The organism is Micromonospora sp. C81 (genome assembly GCF_018070425.1).
GTDB classification, from domain to species: Bacteria; Actinomycetota; Actinomycetes; order Mycobacteriales; family Micromonosporaceae; genus Micromonospora; species Micromonospora zamorensis.
This window is the reverse complement of sequence record NZ_JAGPXS010000005.1, coordinates 18616-38953: the sequence shown is the minus strand read 5'-3', so window position 1 is coordinate 38953 and position 20338 is coordinate 18616. Positions and strand designations below refer to the sequence as shown.

18 protein-coding genes are annotated in these 20338 nt (G+C 71.5%); 12 read left to right on the top strand and 6 right to left on the bottom strand.

What is annotated here, in order from left to right; all coding sequences use genetic code 11:
- The first annotated feature begins 27 nt into the window (after nucleotides 1–27).
- Together KBX46_RS33110 and KBX46_RS11065 are read left to right on the top strand one after the other, a co-directional pair.
- A complete protein-coding gene (locus KBX46_RS33110; protein ID WP_308159454.1) occupies nucleotides 28–1242 on the top strand; it encodes a PP2C family protein-serine/threonine phosphatase in 1215 nt (404 codons plus the stop codon).
- 68 nt (nucleotides 1243–1310) lie between these two features.
- Nucleotides 1311–2378: a DUF2855 family protein gene (locus KBX46_RS11065; RefSeq protein WP_210792431.1), complete on the top strand. Its 1068-nt coding sequence runs from the start codon at nucleotides 1311–1313 to the stop codon at nucleotides 2376–2378.
- A 20-nt stretch (nucleotides 2379–2398) separates the two neighbouring features.
- Here KBX46_RS11065 and KBX46_RS11060 read toward each other — a convergent pair whose 3' ends face one another.
- Together KBX46_RS11060 and KBX46_RS11055 are read right to left on the bottom strand one after the other, a co-directional pair.
- Nucleotides 2399–3205, bottom strand: a complete 807-nt coding sequence (locus KBX46_RS11060) for an RNA polymerase sigma factor SigF (RefSeq protein WP_210792430.1) — start codon at nucleotides 3203–3205, stop codon at nucleotides 2399–2401.
- Between the two features lie 245 nt (nucleotides 3206–3450).
- Nucleotides 3451–3636 carry a hypothetical protein gene (locus KBX46_RS11055; protein WP_210792429.1) on the bottom strand — a complete coding sequence of 62 codons (186 nt, stop codon included), beginning with the start codon at nucleotides 3634–3636 and terminating at the stop codon, nucleotides 3451–3453.
- Nucleotides 3637–3947: 311 nt separating this feature from the next.
- Between KBX46_RS11055 and KBX46_RS11050 the strand changes: the two genes are divergently transcribed.
- Both KBX46_RS11050 and KBX46_RS11045 read left to right on the top strand, forming a co-directional pair.
- Entirely contained in the window at nucleotides 3948–5837 is a 1890-nt protein-coding gene (locus KBX46_RS11050; RefSeq protein ID WP_210792428.1) for a sigma-70 family RNA polymerase sigma factor, read from the top strand.
- Nucleotides 5834–6520: a DUF305 domain-containing protein gene (locus KBX46_RS11045; protein WP_247667356.1), complete on the top strand. Its 687-nt coding sequence runs from the start codon at nucleotides 5834–5836 to the stop codon at nucleotides 6518–6520. The genes KBX46_RS11050 and KBX46_RS11045 overlap by 4 nt, the downstream gene beginning before the upstream one ends.
- 60 nt (nucleotides 6521–6580) lie before the next feature.
- On the opposite strand, the gene KBX46_RS11040 is transcribed toward KBX46_RS11045, so the two are convergent.
- Nucleotides 6581–7141 (bottom strand): GNAT family N-acetyltransferase, encoded by a 561-nt coding sequence (locus tag KBX46_RS11040; RefSeq protein WP_099850198.1) that lies wholly within the window; start codon nucleotides 7139–7141, stop codon nucleotides 6581–6583.
- An 81-nt stretch (nucleotides 7142–7222) separates the two neighbouring features.
- On the opposite strand from KBX46_RS11040, the gene KBX46_RS11035 reads away from it, so the two are divergent.
- From KBX46_RS11035 to KBX46_RS11000, 8 genes are all read left to right on the top strand, one after another.
- A complete protein-coding gene (locus KBX46_RS11035) occupies nucleotides 7223–7933 on the top strand; it encodes a siderophore-interacting protein (protein ID WP_210792427.1) in 711 nt (236 codons plus the stop codon).
- The gene (locus KBX46_RS11030) at nucleotides 7930–9186 is read left to right on the top strand and encodes an MFS transporter (protein ID WP_210792426.1); all 1257 of its coding nucleotides are present in this window, start codon (nucleotides 7930–7932) and stop codon (nucleotides 9184–9186) included. The genes KBX46_RS11035 and KBX46_RS11030 overlap by 4 nt, the downstream gene beginning before the upstream one ends.
- Nucleotides 9183–10706: an MFS transporter gene (locus tag KBX46_RS11025; protein ID WP_210792425.1), complete on the top strand. Its 1524-nt coding sequence runs from the start codon at nucleotides 9183–9185 to the stop codon at nucleotides 10704–10706. The genes KBX46_RS11030 and KBX46_RS11025 overlap by 4 nt, the downstream gene beginning before the upstream one ends.
- Nucleotides 10707–10753: 47 nt before the next feature.
- Nucleotides 10754–11923, top strand: a complete 1170-nt coding sequence (locus tag KBX46_RS11020; protein WP_210792424.1) for an acetyl-CoA carboxylase biotin carboxylase subunit family protein — start codon at nucleotides 10754–10756, stop codon at nucleotides 11921–11923.
- On the top strand, nucleotides 11920–13548 hold the full coding sequence (locus KBX46_RS11015) for an IucA/IucC family protein (RefSeq protein WP_210792423.1): 1629 nt from the start codon (nucleotides 11920–11922) through the stop codon (nucleotides 13546–13548). The genes KBX46_RS11020 and KBX46_RS11015 overlap by 4 nt, the downstream gene beginning before the upstream one ends.
- On the top strand, nucleotides 13545–15143 hold the full coding sequence (locus KBX46_RS11010) for an IucA/IucC family siderophore biosynthesis protein (RefSeq protein ID WP_210792422.1): 1599 nt from the start codon (nucleotides 13545–13547) through the stop codon (nucleotides 15141–15143). The genes KBX46_RS11015 and KBX46_RS11010 overlap by 4 nt, the downstream gene beginning before the upstream one ends.
- Complete coding sequence (locus tag KBX46_RS11005; protein WP_210792421.1) at nucleotides 15140–16285, top strand: alanine racemase; 1146 nt, start codon at nucleotides 15140–15142, stop codon at nucleotides 16283–16285. The genes KBX46_RS11010 and KBX46_RS11005 overlap by 4 nt, the downstream gene beginning before the upstream one ends.
- A 223-nt stretch (nucleotides 16286–16508) precedes the next feature.
- Entirely contained in the window at nucleotides 16509–17813 is a 1305-nt protein-coding gene (locus KBX46_RS11000) for a cellulose binding domain-containing protein (protein ID WP_088951343.1), read from the top strand.
- A 57-nt stretch (nucleotides 17814–17870) separates the two neighbouring features.
- Here KBX46_RS11000 and KBX46_RS10995 read toward each other — a convergent pair whose 3' ends face one another.
- The 3 genes from KBX46_RS10995 to KBX46_RS10985 all read right to left on the bottom strand — a co-directional run bounded on the left by KBX46_RS10995 (nucleotide 17871) and on the right by KBX46_RS10985 (nucleotide 20336).
- Complete coding sequence (locus KBX46_RS10995; protein ID WP_210792420.1) at nucleotides 17871–19100, bottom strand: serine protease; 1230 nt, start codon at nucleotides 19098–19100, stop codon at nucleotides 17871–17873.
- 160 nt (nucleotides 19101–19260) lie between these two features.
- Complete coding sequence (locus KBX46_RS10990) at nucleotides 19261–19713, bottom strand: STAS domain-containing protein (RefSeq protein ID WP_210792419.1); 453 nt, start codon at nucleotides 19711–19713, stop codon at nucleotides 19261–19263.
- A 164-nt stretch (nucleotides 19714–19877) separates the two neighbouring features.
- Complete coding sequence (locus tag KBX46_RS10985) at nucleotides 19878–20336, bottom strand: hypothetical protein (RefSeq protein WP_210792418.1); 459 nt, start codon at nucleotides 20334–20336, stop codon at nucleotides 19878–19880.
- Nucleotides 20337–20338: the final 2 nt, after the last annotated feature.

Here is a 20338-nt window from a genome sequence, read left to right as displayed (position 1 = left end):
CGGGGGAGGACTCGGGGGAGGTGGAGCGTGGGCGACGTCGGCGAGGTGGTGCGCTGGCTTCAGCTCAACGCGCCCCGTGGCGGGCCGGACGAGCTGTCTCAGCTGATCGCCGAGGCGGCTCCCGCCCTCGACGCCAGCGAGATGGTGCTCTATCTGGCCGACTACACGCAGTCCCTGCTCGTGCCTCTGCTCGGCGCGGGCCTCGACCGGGACGAACTGCCGATCGAGACGACCCTCGCCGGCCGGGCCTTCACCAACCTCACCATCCAGCGCGCGCCCGACAATCCGGACCGGGTCTGGGTGCCGCTGCTGCTCGGGTGCGAGCGGATGGGCGTGCTGGAGATCGTGGCGCCGACGGCCGCCGACGAGGCGATGGACGGGCCGGCCTGGGAGGTGGCGGTCACCATCGCCCAGATCCTGGTCAACCGCCGGCTCTACGGCGACGTGGTCGAGCGGATGCGTCGCCGGCTCCCGATGCAGGTCGCGGCCGAGATCGTGTGGGGTCTGCTGCCACCGTTGACCTTCGCCACCGACGACCTGGTGATCACCGCCATCCTCGAACCGTGCTACGACGTCGGCGGCGACATCTTCGACTACGCGCTCAACGACGACGTGCTCAGCGTCGGGCTCTTCGACACCTGCGGGCACGGCATCAAGGCGAGCACCCTGGCCTCGCTGGTCGTCAGCGCGTACCGCAACGCCCGCCGGTGTGGCCTCGACCTGGTCGACACGGCGATCAGCATCGACCGGTGGGTGCGATCCGAGCACCCGAACTTCTTCGCGACCGGGCTGCTCCTCGAACTGGACCGCCGGACCGGCCGGCTGAGCGCGATCAACGCGGGTCATCCCGGTGCGATGTTGCTGCGCGACGGCAAGGCCATCCGTGAGCTGCCAGGGCCGACCGCGTTGCCGCTCGGCCTGGGTCATCTGACGCCACGCCGCCCGGAGGTGCACGTCGAGGATCTGCACCCGGGCGACCGGATCCTCGCCTACACCGACGGCATCACCGATGCGCGCAGCGCCGACGGTGAGCACTTCGGGCTGGACCGGCTGGTTGACTTCGTCAACCGGGCCCTCAACGACGGGTTGCCCAGCCCGGAGACGATGCGTCGCCTGGTACGCGCCGTCGTCGGCTACCAGGACGACCAGCTTCAGGACGACGCGACGGCGCTCTTCGTGGAGTGGCGGCCGCCGCACCTGCCGCTCGCGCACCTCCGTGACCTCGCGGCGAACCGCCACTGACCGCAGCAGTGGGATTTTGCACTCGCAGTGCACTTGTCTCCGGTTGTGGCGCTGTCTAGCGTCACCTCATGGCTGACTCATGGACCTTCGCCGTCGCACGTGACGACCTCGGGCAGAGCACGCTCGTCGATGGCGCCACGCCCGAGGTGGCCGATGGTGAGGCGCTGCTGCGGGTGGACCGCGTCGGCCTCACCGCCAACAACGTGACCTACGCGGTGCTCGGCGACGCGATGCGCTACTGGGAGTTCTTTCCGCCGGCGGCCCGTGGGCTCGGGCCGCAGTGGGGCCTCCCGCCACTCTGGGGTTTCGCCGAGGTGGTCGCCTCGACGGTTGCCGGTGTCGAGGTGGGGCAACGGGTCTATGGCTACCTGCCTCCCGCGGGGCACCTCGTGGTGCGGCCGGACCGGGTGGACGCGTCCGGGTTCCGCGACGCGAGCCCGCACCGGGCCGAGTTGCCGTCGCCGTACAACGCGTACCGGTCGACCACCGGCGACCCGGCGTACCAGGCCGACCAGGAGGACCTGCTGATCCTGTTCCGGCCCCTGTTCTTCACCTCGTTCATGCTGGCCGACCAGGTCGTCGACAACGGCTTCTACGGTGCCGAGGCGCTGCTGGTGTCATCGGCGTCGAGCAAGACCGCGTACGCTGCCGCGTTCGAGCTGCGCGGTCGCGGGCCGCGCCTGGTCGGGCTCACCTCACCCGGCAACCTGGCCTTCACCCGGTCACTCGGCTGCTACGACGAGGTCGTCCCGTACGACGACATCAGCGCCCTCGACGTGGTCCCGACCGTCTACCTCGACCTGTCCGGCGCGCCCTCGACCCGTGCCGCCCTGCGCCAGCACCTCGGCGACCGGCTCGTCCGGGACATCGCGGTCGGGCTCACCAACCAGACACCGAACGCCGCCGCCGCGGAGGAGGTGTTCTTCGCGCCGGTCCAGATGCGCAAGCGCGGCCAGGACTGGGGCCGCGAAGGGCTCGACCAACGGTTCACCGAGGCCTGGCAGCGTTTCACCGCAGTGGTCAGCGGGTGGCTCGACGTTCAGGTGGGTGTCGGGCCGGAGGCCCTGCAACGGGCCTGGGCCGACGTCCTCGCGGGTCGTACGCCGCCGCGGGTGGGTCACGTCGTCCAACTCTGAGCGGTCGACGACGCCGACGGTCAGAACGAGTTGTCGCCGGAGAGGTGGCGACGCAGCGTGGCCAACGACCGGTTGATCAGCCGGGAGACGTGCATCTGCGAGACACCGACCCGGTCGGCGATCTGGGACTGGGTCAGGTTGCCGTGGAAGCGCAGGCTCAGGATCTCGCGCTCGCGCTCCGGCAGCGTGGCGAGGGCCGGGCCGAGGGCGACCCTGATCTCCACGACGTCGAACTCGTGGTCGTCGCCGCCGAGGGTGTCGCCGAGCTCCCGGCTGCCCTCGCCACCGATCGGCGTGGACAGCGACGTGGCCCGGTAGGCGCGTGCGCCCTCCAGCCCTTCCAGCACGATCTCCTCGGTCACGTCAAGGTAGGACGCGATGTCGGCCACGGTCGGCGACCGACCGAGGGTCTGGGTCAGGACGCTGTTGGCCGCGCTGATCGACAGGCGTAGCTCCTGGAGGCGGCGGGGCACCCGGATCGCCCAGGTGCGGTCCCGGAAGTAGCGCTTGATCTCGCCGATGATGGTGGGGATGGCGTACCCGGCGAAGTCGACGCCTCGACTGTGGTCGAAGTTGTCCACGGCCTTGATCAGACCGACCGAGGCGATCTGGACCAGGTCGTCGTCCGGCGCGCCGCGACCGCCGTAGCGGCGGGCCAGGTGCCGGGCGAGCGGCAGCCACGCCTCGATGGTGCGGTCGCGCAGGGCTGGGCGGCGAGAGTCGTCGGCCGGCGTCGCCGCCAGGGCGGCCAGGAGGTCTTCCGGGCTCTGCTCAGTGCACCGCTGGTCGATGCTGGTGCTGGTCGCGGTGTCGACGATGATGGCCATGGGAGTGGTCCTTCCCGCACTGCCCGTCGATCGAGTCGACCGGAAGGGGTCTCCGAACCGGCTGACGCCGGGGCGCACGTACGGGCGAAGGTGCGCTGTCGCAAGGCCACGAGCACGGGCCTCGCCGCCGCGTCATGTCGTTCACTTGATGACCCGGACACTACCCGAAATACTGAATGTTTACTAGCCGAAAGTACGATCCGGCGCAGGTGGGTGGTGCTCGAAACGGGTGAGAACGGCCCCGATCAGCCCTGCGGGTCCGGCTCGTCGCCGGCGATCGGGGCCTGCTGGGCCGGCTTCACCGCGAACGGATGGCGCAGCCGCAGCATGGCCTCCTCGCTGCCGTCGACGGTCGCCATCGACCCGTCGAGCACGTCGGAGTTCGACGTGGCGAGGAACAGGGCCGGTCGAGGGTTGTCGTTCGATGTCATGCAGGATTCCTGTCTTCCATTGAGGAGTGCGTCCGGGCCCCGGCTCTCGCCGTGCGACCTCGTGACATGCGGCGCTCACACTGGCGCCCGATCAGGTGCCTCGTGCACGGGCGAACGCCCGGCGACACCGACACCCCGCACCATACCCGCCCTCGGCACCCCTCATGCGCCGCCGAGGCCCCCGGATCGCATCCGCACCGCCAGCAGCCGAGAATTCTGTAATCCGGCCCGGTGCTGCCAGTCTCCGATCCTGAGGGCGGTCAACGCGCAGCGCGGGTGCCGCGCGGACGAGCACACAAGGAGTGACACCCATGTCGTCAGCCGGTCGAGCACTACCCGATGCCGGGTTGGTCGTCGCGGCCCGACAGGGCGACCAGCGCGCCCTCGATGACGTCGTCGCGGCCTCGCTCCCGCTGGTCTACAACATCGTCGGGCGTGCGCTGCGCGGTCACGCCGACGTCGACGACGTGGTCCAGGAGACGTTGGTACGGGTGATCCGGTACCTGCCCGCGCTCAACGACCCGGCGGCGTACCGCTCGTGGCTGGTGGCGATCGCCATCCGTCAGGTGCGTGACTGGGAACAGCGCCGACGGCTCGCGCTCAACCGCGACGCGGGGCTCGACGCGATCCACAACGTGCCCGACCCGGCCTCCGACTTCGCGGGGATGACCATCCTCCGGCTTGGCCTCACCGACCAGCGACGCGAGGTCGCCGAGGCGACCCGCTGGCTCGACCCGGACGACCAGGAACTGCTGTCGCTGTGGTGGCTGGAGGAGACCGGCGAGATCACCCGCGCCGAGGTCGCCGACGCGCTGGGGCTGTCACCCGGGCACGTCGCCGTGCGGATCCATCGGATGAAGGAGCAGACCCAGAGCGCCCGGGGCGTCGTACGCGCGCTCGGCGCCCGCCCCGGTTGCCCGGACCTGCGCGCCGTGAGCGGCGAGTGGGACGGCACTCCCAGCCCGCTGTGGCGCAAGAGGCTGGCCCGACACGTCCGCGACTGCGCGTTCTGTGGGCGACTGGGCTCCACACTCCTACCGATCGACCGGCTGCTTGCCGGTCTGCCGATGCTGCCGTTGCCGGCGGGTCTGAACGCCCACTTTCCGAGCGCGGCCGCACCCCCGGCTGCCGCGCAGGCCGTCGGGTACCACCCCCCGGGCCCGACGGCCGGGCACACCGCCGGGACGACCCCGCCCGGCGGTGTGCCCTCCGACGGCGGCGGTGGCCCGAGCATCGTCGACCTCGCGGTGAACCGTCCCCGTGGCCTGGTCCCGTCCCTCGCCGTCGGGGTCGCAGCGGCAGTTCTCGCCATCACCATGGCGGTGGTGATCCTGCCGGAGGACCCACCAGCGCCCTCGTGGGCTGCACCGCCGCCCGCCGCGCCCACCGCCGTGGCCAGCCCGAGCGTCGCACCGTCACCGAGCGCACGCCCCGCGTCGAAGGCTCCGGTCGTCCCGGCGGTCAGCTCCGCCCGCAAGGGCGTCGGAGTGTGGAACTTCGCCGGAGCCAGTCAGGCGTTGGCGAACTCGAAGGCCGGCTGGTACTACACCTGGGGCACCCAGCACCCGGGAATCAGCACGCCGCGCGGTGTGACGTTCGTGCCCATGATCCGCAGTGCGGAGAACGTCACCGCCACGGAACTGGCCCGGGCCAGGGCGGCGGGGCCCGATCTGCTCACCTTCAACGAGCCGGACATGCCCGAGCAGGCGAACATGACCGTCGAGCAGGCGCTGGACCTGTGGCCGCAACTGATGGCGACGGGCAGCAGGCTGGGCAGCCCGGCGGTCGCCTGGGGCGGGCCGGATCCGCAGGGTTGGCTGGACAGGTTCATGACTGGCGCCCAGGCCCGCGGCCACCGCGTCGACTTCATCACCCTGCACTGGTTCGGCGCCGACTTCACGACCAGCACCGCGGTCGACCAGCTCCGGCGGTATCTCCAGGCCGTCCACCAGCGGTACCGCAAACCGATCTGGCTGACCGAGTTCGCACTGATCCGCTTCGACAGCGGCGGCGCACAGTTCCCCGGTCAGGAGCAGCAGGCGGCGTTCCTCACCGCGGCCACCGCCATGCTCGGCCAACTGTCCTATGTGCAGCGGTACGCGTGGTTCGGCCTGCCCGCCACGGACAAGGACCGGTCCGGGTTGTTCAGCAACGGCACCGAGGCGACAGTGGTCGGTCGCGCGTTCCAGGTCGCCCGTTGAGCGGCGACGCACCGGTGGATCAGCAGCCGACCACGACCAGACGCCCGGCGTTCCGTGGCCGCGCCGGGCGGATCGTCGGCGTCGTCGCGACACTGGTCGTGACGACGGTGGCGGTCGGGCTCAGTCAGGGTTGGGGCCGCGCCGACCAGACCGCATCCCCGCCGGCCGCATCCCCGCCGGCCGGCCCGGCGCCGACCGCGTCGGTGGTGCTCAACAGCACCGATGACGCCTTCATCCAACTGCTCATCCCGATGAACGAGGGTGCGCTCGCGCTGATCGACCACGTCGACAGCCGGTCGGCGGGGGCGGATCCGTCGCTGCGGGCAGTGCTCAACGACCTCCGGGCTGCTCACCAGGCCGAGTTGCGGGACCTGCGCGGGCTGCTGGCCGCGGGCAACGTCCCGGAGCAGAACATCCACGAGGGGCACCAGATGCCCGGCATGGTCACCGACGCCGGCCTCGCCGAGCTGCGCGCCGCCCCCGACACCGAGGTGCCGTCCCGGGCCGCCGCATTGGTGCGGGCGCACCTCGCGCAGACCGTGGTGCTGTGCCGGGGAGAGCAGACCGCCGGGGGCAGCCCGGAGCTGAAGGCGCTCGCCGGCCGGATCCAGCAGGCCCGGGCCGCCGAGTTGAGCGCACTGGACGGTCGGCCCGGCGCGACCGGATCCCCGCAGGCCGACTGAGCATGCCGGGCAGAAGACCTACCGATGTCGCGGCGCGGCTGCTCAGGCTGGCGCGGCTGCTCAGGCCGGGGTCGGGTGGTTCGCGTCGAACCGGTCGCGCGTCAGGAACGCCAGCTGGGCCCGCTTGTCCGGCATGTCGATCTCCGAATCGAAGGTGAACCCCTCGATCTCCAGTCGGCGCAGCGCGAGGTGGTTGCGGATGTCCGGCTCGACCACGATCCGCTGGGCGGCCGGGTCGCGGAACAGGAAGCGGGCGAGGGCCGGGCCGACGACGTTGGTGAGGCCGCGGGCGAGGCGCCGGTCGGGACTGAGCAGCAGGTGCATCCCGATGTCACCGGGCTGCACGCGGTAGCGCTCGCCGACCGGGTCCGCCTCGGGTTGGTAGGTCTGGAAGAGGCCGACCGGCTCCGCGTCGACCATGATCAGGTACGCGTGGTGCGTCGGCAGACTGTCCACGAAGGCGTAGATCTCGCGTACCTGTTCCAGGGTGTGTGAACCCATGCCCCAGAACGAGTTTCGAGGTTGGGTGACCCAGCCGTGCAGGAGGGCGGCGTGCCGGTCGGGGTCGACGGTCACCAATGACAACTCACCGAGACCGGCGATCTTCTCCAGGTACGTCATCGGGCGCTGTCCTCTGTTCCATCCGGGGCGCGACTTAGGTTAACCTCCCCTAACCAAGGATGACCTTACCTGGAGGGGTGCGTGAAACGGAACTGGGAGGCCCTGGTCCTCAAGGCCATGGGAGGCCGGGACTTTCGGTTGACCGTGCTGGGCACCGAGTCGATCGACGGCCACTATCAGCGGCTCCTCCTGGACGGCGGCGGCCTGCTGGAGGCGTGCGGGGTGCACCCCACGATGTGGATCCGGCTGTGGTTCGACAACGACGGCCGGGCACACCAGCGCGCGTACACCCTGGTGGACCCCGACCCTTCCACCGGCCGGTTCACCCTCGAATTCGCCATCCATGACGGCTGCGCCGCCCGCTGGGCCACCACCGCCCAGGTCGGCGACACCATCAGCGCGACCGTCCAGGGCAGCGCCTTCGACCTGCCCGACCCGGCGCCCGAGCACCTCTACCTCGTCGGCGACGCGGCCTCCCTGCCCGCGGTGAACAGCCTGCTCGACGCCAGCGCCGACATCCCGGCGACGGTGTGGCTGGAGTACGCCCACGAGGGCGAGAAGGCTCTCGCGTTGCGGGCCCGGGCACACCACGACGTCACCTGGGTGCCTCGGCGCGACGACGGTCAACACCTCGTCGACACGGTCTGCGCGGCCCTGCCGACCAGCGGCGCGGGGCACTACTGGGTGGCCTGCGAGGCGGCCACCACCCGTGGCATCACCCGACACATCCGACGAACGCTGGGTGTCGACAAGGACCGGGTGACCTCCCTCGGCTACTGGAAAGCCGCATGAAGGGTCGGCTCGGCACCCTGACCGCGCTGTACGTCACGCAGTACCTCGGCGTCGGCTTCATCACCGTCGGGCTGACCGCCATCCTGCGCGACGGCGGCACCTCGCTGGACACGCTGGCCCTGTTGCAGATCGTCGGCCTGATCTGGCCCATCAAGTTCCTCTGGGCGCCGATCCTCGACCGGTACGGCTCGCGGCACCGCGGCCACTACCGATCCTGGTTGCTCGTGCTCCAGACCGCCCTGGTGCTCGCTCTGCTGGCGCTGCTGCCGTTCACCGACCCGGCCGACGCGCTCGGCCCGATCGTCGCGATCTGCGCCGCGTACGTCTTCTTCTCCGCCACGCAGGACATCGCCGTGGACGCCGTGGCGGTCCGGATGCTCGCCGAGTCGAGCCGGGGGACCGGTAACGGGATCCAGGTCGCCGCGAGTTACCTCGGCAACCTGCTCGGCGGCGGCGCGTGCGTCCTGGTCTACGACCAGTTCGGCTGGGCGGCGGCGATCGGTCTGCTGGCCGCGATGACGGCGGTCGGACTGGTGGTCGTGTGGCGGTTCCGGGAACCTCCACGTACCGACCGGGTGGCCAAGATCGGCACCGCCTACCGGGCGCTGCTGTCGGTGTTCGGCCAGCCGGGCTGCCGGTGGTGGACGTTCGGCGTGGTGCCGCTGGTCTACGTCGGGGCGGGGATGGCGTACGCACTGGTGACGCCGGCCCTGGTCGACGCTGGGTGGTCGTTGGGCCGCATCGGCGTCGTCACCGGAGTGGTGACCAGCGTCCCGGCCATCGTGGCGGGCCTGGTCGCCGGGCTCGGCATCGGCCGGTTCGGGCGCGGCGGCGTGCTCGTGGTCGGCGGCGTGGCACTCACGGTGTCGACGTTGCTGCTGCTGCCGTTGATGAACGGTCGCGCCCCACTGGGCGGGACGGTCGCCGCGCTCTGCTGCTTCATGGTGGCCTACACCATCGCCAACGTGGTGCTCTACACCGTCAACATGGACTATTCGCGCCCCGACACCGGTGGCACCGACTTCACCGTCCTGTCGTCGTTTGGCCTGGTCTGCTCGTTCGTGGCCTCGTCCATCGGTCTCGCGGCCGCCGACGGGGTCGGCTACCCGCCGGTCGCGATCGCGGCCATCGTGCTGGTGGCCGCGGGTGTCGTCCTCGGCCTCGCCCACCAGCGGCGATTCCCCCGCAGGCCCGGTCCCGTCGGCTCGACGGCGGAGCACCCGACGGTGGATGGCGTGAAGGCCGTGGCGTGACCACAGTTCAGCCGGCCAGCGACACCACCGAGCCGGCCGGCGGCACCACGGCCTCGGCGCGACTGCCGCAGCGGTGGCTGATCCTGGCCGTGCTCTGCGTCGCGCAGCTCGTGGTGGTGCTGGACAACACAGTGCTGACCGTGGCGGTGCCGGTGCTCACCACCGAGCTGGGCGCCAGCACCGCCGACGTGCAATGGATGATCAACGCGTACGCGTTGGTGCTGTCCGGGTTGCTGCTGACCGCCGGCAGCGCCGCCGACCGGTACGGGCGTCGTCGGATGCTGCTCACCGGGCTCGTCCTGTTCGGTCTCGGCTCGCTGGCCGCCGGGCTGTCCAGCACCAGCGGGCAACTGATCGCGGCCCGGGCCGGCATGGGTGTCGGTGGCGCGTTGCTGATCACCTCGACGCTCGCGGTCGCGATGCAGGTCTTCGACGCCACCGAGCGGTCCCGAGCGATCGGCATCTGGGCGGCCACCAGCGCGCTGGGCTTCGCCGTCGGGCCACCGATCGGCGGCACCATCCTCGCGCATCTGCCCTGGGGCGCGATCTTCCTGGTCAACGTGCCCATCGTGCTGGTCTGCCTGTTCGTCGCTCGCGCGCTGATACCCGAGTCCCGTGACCCGGCCGGTGGCCGCCTGGACGTGGTGGGCGCGGCGCTCTCCACCGCCGGCCTGACCGCGGTCGTCTGGGCGATCATTTCCGGGCCGGAGCACGGGTGGACGTCGGCTGAGGTGCTCGGGGCGGCGGCTGTCGGCGTACTCCTGCTCGGTTTCTTCGTCCGCTGGGAGCGGCGGATCCCGCACCCCATGCTGGACATGCACTTCTTCCAGGACCGGCGGTTCGTGGGCGCGATCTCCGGGGTCGTGCTGATCACGTTCGGCGCCACCGGCGCGTTGTTCCTGCTCACCCAGCATCTGCAGTTCGTCCGCGGCTATCCCGCCTGGGAAGCCGGTCTCCGGATGGCGCCCTTCGCGCTGTCCATTGTGCTGCTCAACGTCAGCGGTGCGGTCGCGGTCGTGATCCGTCGGCTCGGCCTGGCCGCCGCCATCGCCATCGGTATGACGCTGCTCGCGGGCGGTCTCGCGCTGATCACCCTCTTCCCGTCCGACGGGTACGGGGTGCTGCTGGCCGGGCTGCTCGTGATGGGTGTCGGGTGCGCGTTGGCCAACCCGGCCATCGTCGAGGCCGTGATGAGCGCCATCCCGGCGCAGAAGGCCGGCGCGGGCGCGGGTGTCGACGGCACCATGACCGAGGTCGGCAGCAGTCTCGGCATCGCGGTGCTGGGTGCCGTGCTGAACGCCCGGTTCGCCGCCCTGCTGCCGGCGGCCCTGGCCGGTGCCGGATCGTTTCCCGCCGCCCTGGCCGCCGCCCGCGACGGGGCCGAGCGGGAGGCCGTCACTGTCGCCTTCGCCGCGGCGCTGGAGACGGGACAGTTGGCGGGCGCTGCCGCGGTGCTGATCGGTGGGCTGGTCGCCGCCGGGCTGCTCTACCGGGCAGACCGCCCCAAAACCGCCCAATAAGGGTAGGCTACCCTAATCACGACATCGTCGTAGTCGACGGAGGCGGTATGCGGCTGTACCTGACCGCGCTCAACCCCACCGACGCCGTGCTGGAGGGGTTCCTCCCCGCGGCGGCGTCGCTCGGGCTGTCGGTCACCGTGTTGACCGACCGGCCGGCGGAGTGGCCGGCGGGCGTGCCGGTGGCGCGCTGCGCGGTCCGGGACGCGGCCGCTGTGGTCGCGGCGACGGCACCGACCCGACCGGTGGCGCTACTGTCCAACAGCGACCACCTTCAGGAGGCCACCGCGATCGCCGCACGGAAGCTCGGTCTGCCCGGCAAGGATCCCGACGCCGCCCGTCTCTGCAAGGACAAGGCCGCGGCCCGCCGGGTGATCGCGGCCGCGGGCCTCGATCTGGTACGCACCGTCACCGTCGATCCCGGTGCCGCACCGCAGGTGCCGGACGGGATGTTCCCAGCCGTGGTCAAACCCCGCGAGGGGGTGGCCAGCGAGGACGCGTACCTGGTGGCCGACCATGCCGAACTGGTCGCCCGGATCGCCGAGATCCGTGGCCGTCGGCCGGACGTGGCCCTGGTGGTGGAGGAGTACCTCCCCGGCGAGCTGCGGACCTTCGAGACCCTCGGCGACGGCACGGCGCTGGCCTCCCTCGGCGGCTGGCGCACCGGCCTCGGGCTGCCACCGACCTTCACCGAGGAGAGCCTCGCCTGGTCGCCTCCGACGGAGCCGGAGACCACCCAGCTTCGGGCGCGGCTCGACGCGCTCGGGGTCGGCTTCGGCGCCTGCCACACCGAGTACGTCATCGCCGACGGCAGGGTCCGGCTGATCGAGGTGAACTACCGGCTCATCGGCGACCGAATGGACCTGATCCTGTCCGAGCTGCTCGGTGTGCCGCTGTTCGAGCACGTCATCCGGCTGCACCTCGGCGAGCCCCTGGCCGCCCTCGACCTGCCCGCCAGTGTCGACCGGTACGCCCAGGTCGAGTACGTCTGCGCGGATCGTTCCGGCCGCCTGGTCGCCGCGCCGGGCCGACTGGACACCGTCCATGATGATGTCCGGCTGGGCTGCCATCCGCTGCGCGAGGTGGGGCGCACCGCCGAGCACACCGGCACGAACCGCGACTACCTCGCCGTGCTGCACGGGATCGGCCCCGACGAGGGCGCGGTCCGGCAGTCGCTGGCCGCCTTCCGCGGCGACCTCCAGTGGACCATCGTCGAGTGAGCGACGACTGCGAGCGGGAGGTGTTCACCCGGGTCCTCGACGCCCTGCTGCGCGAGGATCACCTCGGTCTGCTCAGCACCGGCCGACCGGACGGGCCCGACTGGTGGCAGGCACCGCACCCCGCCGGCCTGTTGCGGATCCCGGTCCGGGCGGACGGGTTCCAGCAGGCCCTGCGCAGCGCCGCACCGATGATGCTGCTGCTCGACAGCGGCGGCGACACCCACCGCACGGACACGGTGGAAGGCCTGCTCAGGTTGCTCACCCCGCAGGGCAACGCCGAGGCCGAGGCCGGCTGGCGGGACTTCGGCGTCGAGTGCCGCGCCGACCTGCGCGCCCGGCGGCTCGCGGCCCGACACCGCTCGCGGGTGCTCGCCGAGGTCGCCGCCGAACGCGCCACCACCCCCACGGGACTGCCGGCGGCGCTCCTGGACGACGTACTCGCCGCCCACCTCGGCCACCCGGTCTACCCCACCGACCGGTGCCGGCACGGTCTCGGAGACGACGACCTTCTCCGGTACGCCCCGGAGCACGCCCCGCGTTTCGCGCTGCGCTGGTACACCGTCCCCGCCGAGGACGTCCAGCTCACCGGCGAACTCCCGTCCTGGTGGCCACGCGCACGGCGGCCGGACCACCTGTTGCTGCCGGCGCACCCGATCACCGCCGAGCGCGACGCGTTACCGGTGACGGACCTGCTGGCGATCACCGTACGGCCCACCCTCTCCATGCGGACGGTGGCGCTCGACGATCACCCGTACCTGCACCTCAAGCTGCCGCTGCCGACCGCGAGCCTCGGCGCCGGCAACCGGCGCACGCTGCACCCCGGCTCGCTCGCCGACGGCGCGGCCGTCGCCGCGCTGCTCGACCGGATCGCCAACGCCGAACCAACCTTCGCCGGGCGGATCCGGCACGTCGACGAGAGCACCTGGGCGCACGTCGGCGGCGACGAGCGGCGCAGCTTCCTGCTGCGCCGATTCCCGGGTGATCTGGCCGGCGTCCACGTGGTGCCGGTCGCGGCCCTGGCCGCACCCGACCCGGTCGCGGCAACGGTCCTCGAACGGATCAGCCCCGAGCGGCCCGGGGCGCTGCTGGAGTCCTATCTGGACCTGTTGCTCGACTGGCACGTCTTCCTCTGGCTCCGCCACGGGATCGCGCTGGAGGCGCACCCGCAGAACATCCACCTGCTGGTGCACCCCGACGGCACTGTCGGCCTGCTCTACAAGGACAACGACGGGGCCCGCCTCGACCCGCGGCACGGCGGCCCGGGTGGGCTCACCCTCGACGACGACCGGATGTGGGCGCGCGACCCGCACGAGCTGGCCGACGTGTTCATCACCATCACCCTGCATCTGGCCGCCGCCGCACCTCTGGTCGCGCTTGCCGCCCGAGGGCTGCCCGTGCCGTCACCCGCCGAGGCGCTGGCACCCCGGCTCGCCGCCGCCCGCGACCGGTGGGGTGACGGGCCAGCGGCGCGAACCTTCACCGACCGGGTCCTACGGGCCGGCCACCTGCCCATCAAGGCGATGCTCACCGCCGGCACCCTGCTGCCCAAACAGCGGCTGGGCTGCGCCGACATCAACAAGTACTACCTGCGTACCGGCCCGAACTACCTCCGGGAGACACGATGACGAGCGCCCAGTTGCGCTCCCGCCCGGCCACCGACACCGGTCAGCTCGCCGACCTGGCCACCGCCCACGCCGTCTTCGGTTGCCTGGTCCGCGAACTCACCCCGCCGGACGGCGGCCCGAGCGTGGTCGACGGTGCCGCGCATCTGCTGCTGCGGCACCTCGGCGTCACGGTGCGCTGCGGTGTCGCGCGACACTCGCCGCTCGGGGCGCACCGCTACACCGGCCCGGTGCAGCGGCGTACCGACAACGGACGGTGGGTCGACCTGGACGCGGACGGGCTCGCCAGCCTGGTCGCGGCCGAACTCACCACCCGCACCGGCCTGGCCAACGACGAGTTCGTCGAGCAGGTCCAGGCCAGCCGGGACACCGTGGCCCGGCTTCTGGCCGACCGGCCGACCGAGAACCCGGAGCCCACCGGCGAACCGGCCATCGACGCGTACGTCGACTCCGAACAGTCACTGGTCTTCGGCCACCCGCACCACCCCACTCCGAAGTGGCGCAGCGGTGACCCGGAGAGCTGGCGGGCGTACGCCCCGGAGCTGCGCACGTCGTTCCGGCTGCACTGGCTCGCCGTACCCGATGACCTGGTCGCCGGCGCCGGGCCGTTCGACGCGCTCGTGGCCGCCCTCGACCCGCCCCGGCCCCCGCACGGGCACCGCGTCCTGCCGGTGCATCCCTGGCAGCTGTCACTGATCCCGCCGACGCACCCCCGGTTGCGGGACCTGGGGGAGGCCGGCGTGCCGGTGCGGCCCACGGCGAGCGTCCGCACCCTCTACGCCCCGGCGGCCGACCTGTTCGTCAAGACCAGCCTGCACGTACGGATCACCAACTGCCTGCGCAAGAACGCCCGCTACGAGCTCACCGGCGCGGTGGCCCTGACCGACCTGCTGGCGCGGGTGCCGATGCCGGACGGGGTCGGGCTGCTCACCGAACCCGCCTACCGCACTGTCGCCGCACCCGGCCCGGACGAGGCGTATGGGACGATCCTGCGCAGCGGCCTGCGCCCGCACCTGCGCCCGGGCGACACCCCGATGCTCGCGGCGGCGCTGGCCGCCACACCACTGGTGACACCCGACCCGGTGGCCTGGTGGCGGGCGTACGTCGGGCTGCTGGTGCCGGCGGTGCTGCGCTGCTGGCTCAGCCACGGCGTCGTGCACGAGGCACACCTGCAGAACGTTGTCGTCGTGCTCGACCGCGACCGTCGCCCGGTACGCATGCTGCTGCGCGACCTGGAGGGGGTGAAACTCGACGCCGACCGTTGGGCGACCTGGCCGGAGGGGGTCCCCGCGCAGGTCCGTTACGGCCCCCTGGACGCCCGGCGCCGGATCGTCTACTGCCTGTTCGTCAATCACCTCGGTGGTATCTGCGGGGCGCTCGCCGACGCGCGACCGGGAATCGAACGGCGGCTGTGGCAGGAGCTGCGGGCCGTCGTCGAGGCGGTCGCCGCCGACCTGGACGACCCACCCGAGCTGCGTGCGCTGCTGAACGGTGAGCCGCTGCCGGCCAAGGCGAACCTGCTGGTCCGGTGGCGACGCGACGCGGACCGGGCTGCGCCGTTCGTGCCGGTGCCCAACCCGTTGGGCGGGTCACTGTGACGCGGCCCGTCTACGTCCACGACCTCGACGCGCTGGCCACGCAGGCCCGGGCCATCCGGGCGGCGCTGCCCCAGCAGGTGGAGCTGCTCTACGCGGTCAAGGCCAACCCGGACCCCGGTGTGCTGCGCACCCTTGCCCCGGCCGTCGACGGCTTCGAGGCCGCGAGCCGTGGTGAGCTGCGCAGACTGGCCGAGGCGCTGCCGGGGCGGCCCCCCGCCGCGTACGCCGGGCCGGGCAAGACCGACGCGGACCTCGCCGCCGCCCTCGCCGCCGGGGTGCACCGCATCCACGTCGAATCGCCCGCCGAGCTTCGGCGACTCGGCGCGCTGGCCACCGCCTCGGGCACCTCGGCCCAGGTGCTGCTGCGGGTGAACCTGCCGGTCGAGGCGCCCGGCGCGAGCCTGGTCATGGGCGGCGGGCCCAGCCCGTTCGGCATGGACCCGGCGGACGCGGTCGAGTGCGCCCGCAGACCACCCACCGGCATCCACGTACGCGGAATCCACGCCCACCTGGCCAGCGGGCTGGACGCCCCTCTCGCCGGTGCGGTCGCCGCTGCCGTGGTCGAGTGGGCGGTCACCGAGGTCGGTGCCGCCGAGGTCGACGTCGGCGGAGGCATGGCCGTCGACTACACCGACCCGGCGGCGCGATTCGACTGGGTCAGCTACGGCCGGGCACTCGCGGACGTCCTCGACGCCCACCCGGGGGTGCGGCTGCGCATCGAGCCGGGCCGGTCGGTCACCGCCTACTGCGGGGCGTACCTCACCGAGGTCATCGACGTGAAGCGCTCCTACGGCGAGTGGTTCGTGGTGGTGGCCGGGGGCACCCACCACCTGCGTACACCGGCGGCGAAGGGGCACGCGCAGCCGTTCCGCGTACACCGGCGACGTGGTGTCGACGGGGTGCGTACCGACGGGGGACCGGTCACCGTGGTCGGGCAGCTCTGCACCCCCAAGGACGTGCTGTCCCGGTCGGCCACCGCCGGGCCGATCGGCGTGGGTGACGTGCTGGCCTTCGCCATGGCCGGGGCGTACGCCTGGAACATCAGCCACCGCGACTTCCTGCTGCACGAGCCCCCGCTGTTCATGAACGGTGACCCGCAGGAGGTGGCCGCCGAATGGGCGGCACGACCGCCTGCGCCCTGACCCGGAGAGGCGCGAACGCTTCAGGATGTTATCGATAACATGCTATCTTTCATCCGGGAGTGAAGGGCACGCTCCCGGTCACCGCAGCCAGTCGCGACGACGTGCCGCCGCACGCCCTCTCCCGCCGGCCCCAGGTCGGTGACCTGTCCGGGCACCCCAGTCGATGCCAGGCGACCGCATTCCGTCGCCGGCCGACACGGCCCTACGGCAAGGAGCCCACGCAATGCTGAAACGTAGGTATCTCCTCCCATCCATCATGGCCGCGGCACTTCTCCTCGCGGCCACCGCCGGTGGCGCACTGAGCGGCGGCTTCGGTGCGACAGCGGTCGCCGCCACCAACGGGACCCTCGCGGCCACCGCCGGCTGCGGCAAGGCCCCCACCCTGACCAACGGAACGCGCACGATCCAGAGCAGCGGACAGAGCCGTACCTACAACCTGCGGATCCCGGACGGGTACGACCGGAACCACCCCTACCGACTGATCTTCGGGTTCCACTGGTTGAACGGCTCGGCCAACAACGTCACCTCGGCCGGTTACTACGGGCTTCAGCCGCTGTCGAACAACAGCACGATCTTCGTCGCGCCGCAGGGCCTCAACGCCGGCTGGGCCAACACCAACGGTCGGGACCTGACTCTCTTCGACGACATCTCCCGACAGATCGAGAACGACCTCTGCGTCGACACGACCCAACGCTTCGCGCTGGGCTGGAGCTACGGCGGGGCCATGAGCTACGCGGTGGCCTGCGCCCGGCCCACCGTCATCCGCGCGGTCACCGTCCTGTCCGGTGCCAACCTCAGCGGATGCAACGGCGGCACCCAACCCGTCGCCTACTTCGGCATCCACGGCACCTTCGACAGCGTGCTGAACATCTCGCAGGGTCGGCAACTGCGCGACACGTTCGTCCGCAACAACGGCTGCACCGCGCAGAGCCCGCGCGAGCCGAGCCGAGGCAGCCTCACCCACATCACCACCGCGTACGCCGGATGTCGAGCGGGCTACCCGGTGCAGTGGGCGGCGTTCGACGGCGACCACACCCCCAGCCCCGTCGACGGGTCCGGCAGCCCGAACGACTCCCGGACGTGGACCTCGGGTGAGATCTGGCGGTTCTTCAGTCAGTTCGAGTCGACCACGCCACCCACGACTCCGCCACCCACCACTCCGCCGCCGACGACCCCGCCCCCGACCACTCCGCCACCCACCACTCCGCCGCCGACCGGCGAGCCGGGCACCTGCGCCGCCACCTACCGGGCGGTCAACAGTTGGCCCGGTGGCTTCCAGGGCGAGGTGACGGTGGCCAACCCCACGGCCACGACCCTCAACGGCTGGACCGTGGGCCTGACCCTGGCCGGCGGCCAGGCCATCAGCAGCCTGTGGAGCGGCACCAACACGGGCACCACCGGTAGCGTCACCGTGCGGAACGCCGCCTACAACGGCACGTTGGGCGCGAACGCCTCGACCACGTTCGGGTTCACCGCCACCGGCGACGGCGCCACCCCGCCGAGCAACGTCACCTGCACCAGTCCCTGAGCACGGCAGAAAGAGGGCCCGGAGCCAGCTGGCTCCGGGCCCTCGTGACGTCGGTCGTCAGCCGTTGTCGATCAGACTGGCGATCTCGTTGTAGATCAGGTGCGCCTTCGCGCCCTGGTTCGACGGGCAACCGCCGAGGTGGTGCAGGGCGATCACCCGGTGGCTGGCGTTCAGCACCGGCGACCCCGAGTTGCCGCCGGAGGTGTCACAGCTGTAGCTGATGTTGTAGGTGTTGTAGTTGGCGTTCTTCACCGTGCACGTCGCGCCGTTCTGGGTGTCCTCGTAGATGGACAGTCGCTTCGGGTTGCCGTCGCCATGGCCCGGGACGTACATCCGGGTGCCGGTGGTGGTGGCGGTCGTCGCCAGGTACAGGGTGCCGAACGACTGGATGTTGGCGAAGTTGTTCACCGAGTACAGGGTGTAGTCCAGCTGGCTGGAGCCGCCGCTGCTCACTTTGTAGAGGGTGGCGCCGCTGACCTTGGTGCCGGCGCCCGGGTTCGAGCCGCCACAGGTGGCGCACTGGTAGTTGAACTGCATCTCGCTGCCGCTGACGGCGGACTGCGTCGAGAAGCAGTGCTTGTTCGTCAGCATGCGGTTGGTGTTGCCGACCCGCCAGGTGGTGCACATCCCGCCACCGCTGATCAGCAGCCGCGCCACCGCCCTGCCCTTGGCGTACTCGTTGGGGTGGCTGCTCTGGTAGCAGACCACGTCGCGCCGGGCGTCGGTGCTGCAGACGGACTGCGTGGTGAAGTTGTGCTGCTTGATCTCGGTGGCGTCGTAGCCGCGCCAGAACCGGTCGATGGTCGCGGCGCTGGTGCGGGAGGAGCGGCTGCTGTGCATCGTCACCACAGCGGTGTCGCCGTCCACCGACATCGCCCAGAAGCCTGCTTGTCCGTCGGTGGTGTAGTCCGCGCCGGTCGCCCGGTTCAGGTGGCGGTCGTACCGGTAGCTCTCCCGACCGTCGGGGCTCGACACGGTCACGTACTCGCCGTCGGCCAGGCGCAGTGAGCTGAAGTGCACCTTGACGTACGACGCGCCGGGGTGCCGGATGATCTGCTTCCCGCCCTCCTGTGCGTGTGACAGCGAGCCGTCGATGGTCCGGAGTTCGCCGACCGTGGTGACGCCCTCGGCGGAGAACTGGTCTGCTTCGGGTGCCCGCTGGGATTGCGGCGCGAGTGGTTGAACCGAGTACGCCTCGGCGGCCGGTACCGACAGCAAGCTCAGCCCGAGTGTGCCGGCGCCGAGCGCGACGGCCACCGTTCGTAGGCGGCGCAGGGCATGTTTCATCGTCGCTCCTCCCGAAGAACCAGCACCGAACGTGCTTGCAGCCTTCATACCGGAAGCTAAAGACACATGCAAATCTATCTATCTCTTGCGGGGTTGCTGTCACAAGGCCCCACGGCCTTGTCCCGGTCGACCTGGCTGCGGCGCAGGACCCGGGCCAGGATCAGCCGCTGGTCAGGGGATCGCCCCGCACAGGCGTCACCAGCTCGACGGCCGTCGATCGCGGACGTGGAGGGTGTCCGTCGCCCCGGTTGAGCCGGAAGTCCCCTAGGGCACCGGACGTGGCGAGGAGGTAGGTGACGCACGGCGCGGGGTCACGCAGGATGAACGCGGCTCCGGCGGTCACCGCGATGTGCTGAGCCTGCAGCAGCGCGCTCACTCCGTGCGCGCTGAAGAACCGCACCGCGGAGAGGTCCACCGCGACCACCGGCGCCGACGAGTCGCAGGCGCACGCCACCAACTCGGTGAGCAGGTGTGCGTTGCTCATGTCGATCTCACCGGAGACGGTGATCAGCTTCGTCGAGCCCGCACAGGTCAGGGCCAACGACATGATCGGGTCACCGAGCCGGTCCGGTCGACGGTCCGCGCGCTCACCAGATGTGCCGGTCTCCCACATGACGCCTCCGCTCCGCAACGGCCACGCCACCCGCAGCGGCACGAGACGCCACCCGGGAGGCTGGAGGGCGCATGTCTTGACCCGTGCGTCTTCCTACCCCGAGGAAGCCCGCTCACGCCTGCCGGCAGTGTGAGGAGAACGGCTCCGGTCGAGCCGGGCGCGGGTCAGTCGGCGACGACGAGCGCCTGGGGCGCGGCGGCCTTCATCCGGGTACGCAGCCACTTGAGCTGGATGGCGGTCTGCCCCTCGCAGCGCCGCACCACCGCGAGCAGATCCTGGTCGCGGACCCCGTACGCCGCCTGGCCGACGACGGTCCAGGCGATGTCGCACTCGGCGGCCATCAGGTACAGGTCCTGTAGGTCACGCAGCAGGCCGATGCCGCCGGTGCGGGTGCCCGAGAAGAGCTGCGAGTACAGCCGGTCGGGTTCGTCGGGCGCGTCCTCGGCGTAGCGGGCGGCGAACGGTTGGAGCTGTTCGGCGTATTCGTCGCAGCGCTTTGCCTGCCGCTGACACAGGTGGCGGATGTCGGGTTCCTCCGCGTGCGCGTCGCCGACCTGCCGGAAAGCGTCTGCCAGATTGACCTGCGCGCGGTGCAGCAGGCCGAGGTAGTGGGCGAGGTGCACGG

Coding starts and splice junctions, on each gene's coding strand:
- KBX46_RS11010 (WP_210792422.1), top strand. CDS start 13,545: ATGACGAGCGCCCAGTTGCGCTCCCGCCCGGCCACCGACACCGGTCAG.
- KBX46_RS11000 (WP_088951343.1), top strand. CDS start 16,509: ATGCTGAAACGTAGGTATCTCCTCCCATCCATCATGGCCGCGGCACTT.
- KBX46_RS11065 (WP_210792431.1), top strand. CDS start 1,311: ATGGCTGACTCATGGACCTTCGCCGTCGCACGTGACGACCTCGGGCAG.
- KBX46_RS11060 (WP_210792430.1), bottom strand. CDS start 3,205: ATGGCCATCATCGTCGACACCGCGACCAGCACCAGCATCGACCAGCGG.
- KBX46_RS11030 (WP_210792426.1), top strand. CDS start 7,930: ATGAAGGGTCGGCTCGGCACCCTGACCGCGCTGTACGTCACGCAGTAC.
- KBX46_RS11020 (WP_210792424.1), top strand. CDS start 10,754: ATGCGGCTGTACCTGACCGCGCTCAACCCCACCGACGCCGTGCTGGAG.
- KBX46_RS10990 (WP_210792419.1), bottom strand. CDS start 19,713: ATGTGGGAGACCGGCACATCTGGTGAGCGCGCGGACCGTCGACCGGAC.
- KBX46_RS10995 (WP_210792420.1), bottom strand. CDS start 19,100: ATGAAACATGCCCTGCGCCGCCTACGAACGGTGGCCGTCGCGCTCGGC.
- KBX46_RS11055 (WP_210792429.1), bottom strand. CDS start 3,636: ATGACATCGAACGACAACCCTCGACCGGCCCTGTTCCTCGCCACGTCG.
- KBX46_RS11040 (WP_099850198.1), bottom strand. CDS start 7,141: ATGACGTACCTGGAGAAGATCGCCGGTCTCGGTGAGTTGTCATTGGTG.
- KBX46_RS11050 (WP_210792428.1), top strand. CDS start 3,948: ATGTCGTCAGCCGGTCGAGCACTACCCGATGCCGGGTTGGTCGTCGCG.